The organism is Roseateles sp. P5_E11, from assembly GCF_054049355.1.
This window is the reverse complement of the sequence record NZ_JBFUMO010000455.1, coordinates 1-4,803: the sequence shown is the minus strand read 5'-3', so window position 1 is coordinate 4,803 and position 4,803 is coordinate 1. Positions and strand designations below refer to the sequence as shown.

Here is a 4,803-nt window from a genome sequence, read left to right as displayed (position 1 = left end):
CAAGGGCTTAGGCGCTTTTTTCGTGTCKGGTGGCGGTTGACCGAGTGGCACGGGACTAATGGCATCGCGGACCGGACCGCGAGAGACGGAGCATGTCCGCATTTGGCAGCGGCGGGCCACGGCAAGCGCGATGACCTCGACCCATTGAGTCGCTTTTATCCTCGCCTTCCCGTCGCTTCTTTAAGTATGCCGGCGGCCATCTGATGCAATTCGCCGTCGGCTTCGATGCATCGGCCGGCTCGGCGTCGCGCCTTGGGCCAAGCTGTCGAACGGAAAAGCGTGACAGTCCGATATGCGAACGATCTTCCTCCTCACATCTGATGATTCGCTCGGTTGGACCTGCGTGCGAACGTGCGACTGCTTGAGGGCGATCCAATGCCTCCCCGCGCCTGTACACGGAGCCATGACCAAATCAATTCGCTGGTTCTTAGTCGTTGGTATTGCTGCCTTAGCGATCTTCGCTGCCAGGCAATTGACCCTCCCGTGGTTCCAGGCGCCCGGCTCCTTGACCATCTGCGTGGATGGCTCGAACCAGGTCTTGCAGTCGACGGATGCCAAGTTCGCTGACTGCATCGAGCGCAACGCGAAGTTGTTTCTGGAAAAGGACTACGCGGAGTCGAAGGACTTGGCAAAGAGTTTTTTGACAATTCTGGTCGCCATCCTCGTCGCATCAATCACGTTCTCTGAGAAGGTTGTCGATATCCACAGCGCGCGGCGGGTTCCCCTCGCCGGAATGCTTGTCTGCTGGTTCCTGCTTCTCGTGGCCATTGTCATGACCGGAAGCGGTCTAGCCAGCATGGCACTGGCCGCAGGCTATGCGGCGTACTACGCCGGCGCGAATTTCCGCCACCTTGAATCGCACGCCGTGCTGCTTTTCATCGGTGGATGTTTCTCCTTCGGAGTTGCGATGCTGGCGCTGATCGTTTCGGGCGCAGTCTCGCTACTCGACAAGYGTCAATCAGCCTTGGACTTGAAGAGCAGTGCCGATGCGCAGGACGCGGCGGTCAATGACCTCCTTGATCTCGATGCCGAAGGGGGTTGAATGGGCGCGCCGGCTTGATGACCACCACGCCCGCGTTGACGACCACGATGTCAGGCGCCCCGAACGCCTGCTGTGCTGCGTCGAACAGGCGCTGGATGGACGCTATATCGCCGAGCTCGGCCTGCAGGGCTATCGCTCGCCCACCGCGCCCGGCGATGCCGTCAGCGACCGACACGATCCTTCTCATGGAACTGTCCTCTGACCGAATGATTCAACGGCTTGCCTGCGCACCGTGCCCAGTTCGGCCGACACTCAGGTGTCGCTGCGCTGCGGCGCGTCTCTAGAAGGGGTCGAAGCCGTTGCACCCTGCATTTCCATGGGCGCCACGGCGCAGATTGACTGGATCAACGCGGCGACCACGGCACACACGACGATCGCGACATGAAGATGGACCCACCGGCACGGCGACACGGGAACAAGACCGTTGCGCATAAGGATTCCTTCGTTGATGGCCAGGGGCATCGGCCCGGGAGTCGCTGCGGTTTCTGCCGCCACAACCTCACGACGATCCGAGACGGCAGAAATCGACAAGCGGAAGTCCGAACCGCTCCGTACGCGGCGGTGGCTACGACAATCGCCCGCACTGCACAAAGCCATCTGAATCCATGACGTCCCGCGCCTTGGGCCTCGGCGGTCTGCTGCTGGCCATCCTGTCGACCATCGCGCAGGCGGCCGTGATCGAGGTCCACGCCGGCTCGGTCACCTACCTCGTCGACAGCGCCACCTTGCGTATCGAAGCCCGCGACGGCGATGCCGCACCGATCCCCCTGCTCAAGCCCCAGGCGCAAGCGCATGACAGCCCGGTCACCACAAGCCCGGGGGCCTGGGCCTGGACAACCGGCGAAGGCCAGCAGGTGCGCCTCAGTACACAAGGCCGGGCGCTCAAGGTGTCGGTCACCGGGCAGCACGGCACGCGCTGGCAGGCGTCCATGCCAGAAGTCTCGTCAGGAACCTGGATCGTGCCGGATGGGCAGGGCATGGCCTTCGGCGTCAACGATGCCTACTGGCGCTCTGTCTTCAACCGCCCGCAGTGCTTCGGCGGCACCACCCTGCTGTCCTTCCCGGCGTGGACCCACCTCACAGGCACGCGGGCCGTCACCTACGCGCTGGACGACGGCTTTCAGTCCGAGCTTTGCCTGCAGAACTCGAACGGGCTGCAGGCCAGCCTGAAGCATGACTTCGCCGACGGTGCCAGCACGCTGGACCTGATGATCGAGCTCGGTGCACCCAACCCGCTCGCACCGGCGCTGTTCTACAGAGACTACCTGCGGCAGCAGGGTCGGTTGCGATCCTTTGCCGACAAGCAGGTGCCTGAACTGGACCGCCTGTTTGGCGCCCCGCATCTGTACKTCTGGGGCGATGGCCGCGATCTCGCTTTCCTGGATGACTTGAAGGCGCTGGGCATCGCCAAGCTCGTGATCAGCTATGACCAGGACCCGAAGACGCACAAGCACCTGGTCCGGCCGGCCTACCTGAAGAAGGCCCATGGCCTGGGCTACCTGGCGGGGCCCTACGACGCCTTCGACAACGGCCAGCCTGACGACACTGCAGACATGCCGGCCGCGGTCTGGGGCCCTGGGCTCTACCCGTCGGGCTGCCTGCGCGACAAGCAGGGCGCCGTCGTGCCGGGCTTCGCCAGCCGAGGGTGCCAGATGTCCAGCGAAGCCATCGCACGGCACCCGGCAGGCTTTGTCCCGGCGCAGCGCTACGAGGGGCATATCCGTGACGGTGCAAGCCAGGTCTTCATCGACGTGGACGGCTTCGGCAACTTCTACGACGACTTCAGCCCCGAGCACCGCATGACCAAGGTGCAGGACCGCCGCAACATCCTGGCCCGCCTGAAACTGGGCATGCGCAAGTTCGGCCTGGTGCTGGGCTCGGAGAACGTGACCGCCTGGAGCGCCGACGTCACGCATTACTCGCACGGCACGGGGCAGGCCCACGTGGCGGCGTTCTGGCCCCTGCTCAGCGACAAGCGCTTCAGCGGCTATTGGCCACCGGAGCGCCCTCCGATCTATTTCGGCCGTTTCACGCCCACGGCTGACGAAGCACGCGCTCTGTTCGAACCCGCTGATCGCCTGCCCCTGTTCGATGCGGTCTACCACGACGCGTTGGTGACCGTGGATCGTTGGGAGCTCAGCCTGACCAAGGTGGTGGGCCAGGAAGCGCGCCGCTACGCTCGTTCGTTGCTGTATGGCGTGCCGACTCTGTGGAACCTTGACCGGCGCGACCTCGCCAGTGCCGCCGCCTGKCTGAAGGCGGCGCATGACGACTTCCAGGCCGTGCACGGCGTGTCGGCACCCGTGGCGCTCACGGCCTTCGCGTGGCTCACGGACGACCACAGCGTGCAGCAGGTCAGCTACGCAGACGGCAGGGCCGTGACAGCCAACTTCGGCAGCCGGGCCTGGCAGGGCCTGCAGCCGAACTGCGTCAGACTCAGCGGGCGCTCGGTGCTGCCCAGGACTTTCTGCCCGCCCGCGACGGCACTGAACCCTGGCTGAGACACCTTCCCGGGCGCAGACGCAGGCTCCGGTGCCGTAGGCCCACGAATCCCTAGCGAAATCAACAGCCTAGGCGCCTTTCTCGCATCTGAGGTGTTGGCTTTCGAGTCGACCGCCATCCCCCTTTGGAGGGATACGACGGGGGATGCCCGCCCGCCCACCCCCCCTCGGCACCCCCAAAGGGCGATACCCCCGCGGCCGGCCGGCTCCGAGACTGGCTCCATCGAAAACAGGAGCCAACATGCAATCTCAATCCACCCCACTTGCCCCGGATGACGCGCTCTGGGCCAGCGCCTCGCTGCTGCGCATCACCATCAGCCAGTTGCGCGCATGGGAAGCCGAATACGCGCCGCACCTCGCCGCGCAGCCGACGACCGATGAAGAGGCCTGGGAAGGCACCGAACTGGACCCGCGGAGGACGGTGCTTTGATGGTCAACAAACCTGTCGGCTTCGCCGCGCTGCTCGAGAAGATGCCGCGGCGTTTCGCGGCCCGGGCCAAGCGGGTCGAAGAGCGAGCCAGGCTCAGGCGTGAGGCTCAGGCCAAGCGCTTCGAGATGGAATTTCTGTGCGCCATCGAGGTGAAGGAAGGCGGCTGGAACGAGTGGCAAGACACCGTCGCCGAGTTCGCCGCCAGAGCAGGAGACGATCATGGGATTGCTTGATGCGAACCGCCATCTTGGCGCCGAGGCCGGCGTCAGCCATTGGGCCTTCGACAGCGCCGCCGGCAGGATCAGCGCCCGCGATGGCGACGGGAACCTGGTGATGGCCATCGCCACCGGCCCGCTCTTCGGCGCCCGATTGGCTGCCGCCTTCAATTCGCCCACGCCCGTCACGATGCCCTATGCCGGCGCCGGGTCTCGCGTTGGGGCAGAGGGGCGATGCGCGGTGGTCGGGGGATTCTGGGCGCGTGAACCGCGCCCCGGTCTTACTCAGGCGTAAACGTTCACGTTGCGCCCCAGCGTGCCTTCGGTCGCCAGTGCCGGCTGCTGCGGCAGCGCGCTGAGCAGGGCCATGGCGCCCGCCGCCTGAATGTCGATCGCCTTGCGCAGCACCAGGAGGCCGACCGCATCGGCTGCCCCTTGGGTATTGCTCGACGCGATGTTGACGCTGGCGGAGTTGGCGATGTCCATCTCGCATGTATCGGCAGGCCTGATCAGAACTTGAGTCGGAACGAGCAGCCTGGCACGAAGGCGAGCTTGTATGGTGAAGAGCTGAGGCCCGGCATATCCGCGCTCGGTGCTAGCGTCGGCGCCGTTTGC

General features: G+C 65.1%; 8 protein-coding genes. 6 read left to right on the top strand and 2 right to left on the bottom strand.

The features are described 5' to 3' along the window. Nucleotides 1–403 precede the first annotated feature (403 nt). Nucleotides 404–1,042 carry a hypothetical protein gene (locus ACXJKR_RS24420; protein ID WP_457325016.1) on the top strand — a complete coding sequence of 213 codons (639 nt, stop codon included), beginning with the start codon at nt 404–406 and terminating at the stop codon, nt 1,040–1,042. Continuing rightward, complete coding sequence (locus tag ACXJKR_RS24415) at nt 1,008–1,244, top strand: hypothetical protein (RefSeq protein WP_157281400.1); 237 nt, start codon at nt 1,008–1,010, stop codon at nt 1,242–1,244. Before ACXJKR_RS24420 ends, ACXJKR_RS24415 begins: the two co-directional genes overlap by 35 nt. Before the next feature lie 50 nt (nt 1,245–1,294). On the opposite strand, the gene ACXJKR_RS24410 is transcribed toward ACXJKR_RS24415, so the two are convergent. Beyond that, on the bottom strand, nt 1,295–1,573 hold the full coding sequence (locus ACXJKR_RS24410) for a hypothetical protein (protein WP_457325015.1): 279 nt from the start codon (nt 1,571–1,573) through the stop codon (nt 1,295–1,297). 74 nt (nt 1,574–1,647) lie between these two features. On the opposite strand from ACXJKR_RS24410, the gene ACXJKR_RS24405 reads away from it, so the two are divergent. From ACXJKR_RS24405 to ACXJKR_RS24390, 4 genes are all read left to right on the top strand, one after another. After that, nucleotides 1,648–3,543 (top strand): glycoside hydrolase, encoded by a 1,896-nt coding sequence (locus tag ACXJKR_RS24405; RefSeq protein WP_457325014.1) that lies wholly within the window; start codon nt 1,648–1,650, stop codon nt 3,541–3,543. Between the two features lie 241 nt (nt 3,544–3,784). Beyond that, nucleotides 3,785–3,973: a hypothetical protein gene (locus ACXJKR_RS24400; RefSeq protein WP_457325013.1), complete on the top strand. Its 189-nt coding sequence runs from the start codon at nt 3,785–3,787 to the stop codon at nt 3,971–3,973. After that, entirely contained in the window at nt 3,970–4,206 is a 237-nt protein-coding gene (locus ACXJKR_RS24395) for a hypothetical protein (RefSeq protein WP_457325011.1), read from the top strand. Before ACXJKR_RS24400 ends, ACXJKR_RS24395 begins: the two co-directional genes overlap by 4 nt. After that, on the top strand, nt 4,193–4,483 hold the full coding sequence (locus ACXJKR_RS24390) for a hypothetical protein (RefSeq protein WP_457325010.1): 291 nt from the start codon (nt 4,193–4,195) through the stop codon (nt 4,481–4,483). The genes ACXJKR_RS24395 and ACXJKR_RS24390 overlap by 14 nt, the downstream gene beginning before the upstream one ends. Here the strand turns inward: ACXJKR_RS24390 and ACXJKR_RS24385 are convergent. Beyond that, on the bottom strand, nt 4,474–4,803 hold a 330-nt coding region (locus tag ACXJKR_RS24385), incomplete at its 5' end, for a putative motility protein (protein ID WP_457325009.1). The genes ACXJKR_RS24390 and ACXJKR_RS24385 overlap by 10 nt on opposite strands.

Bases quoted from the DNA above. Each gene is read 5' to 3' on its own strand.
- ACXJKR_RS24415 (WP_157281400.1), top strand. From the start codon at position 1,008: ATGACCTCCTTGATCTCGATGCCGAAGGGGGTTGAATGGGCGCGCCGG.
- ACXJKR_RS24400 (WP_457325013.1), top strand. From the start codon at position 3,785: ATGCAATCTCAATCCACCCCACTTGCCCCGGATGACGCGCTCTGGGCC.
- ACXJKR_RS24390 (WP_457325010.1), top strand. From the start codon at position 4,193: ATGGGATTGCTTGATGCGAACCGCCATCTTGGCGCCGAGGCCGGCGTC.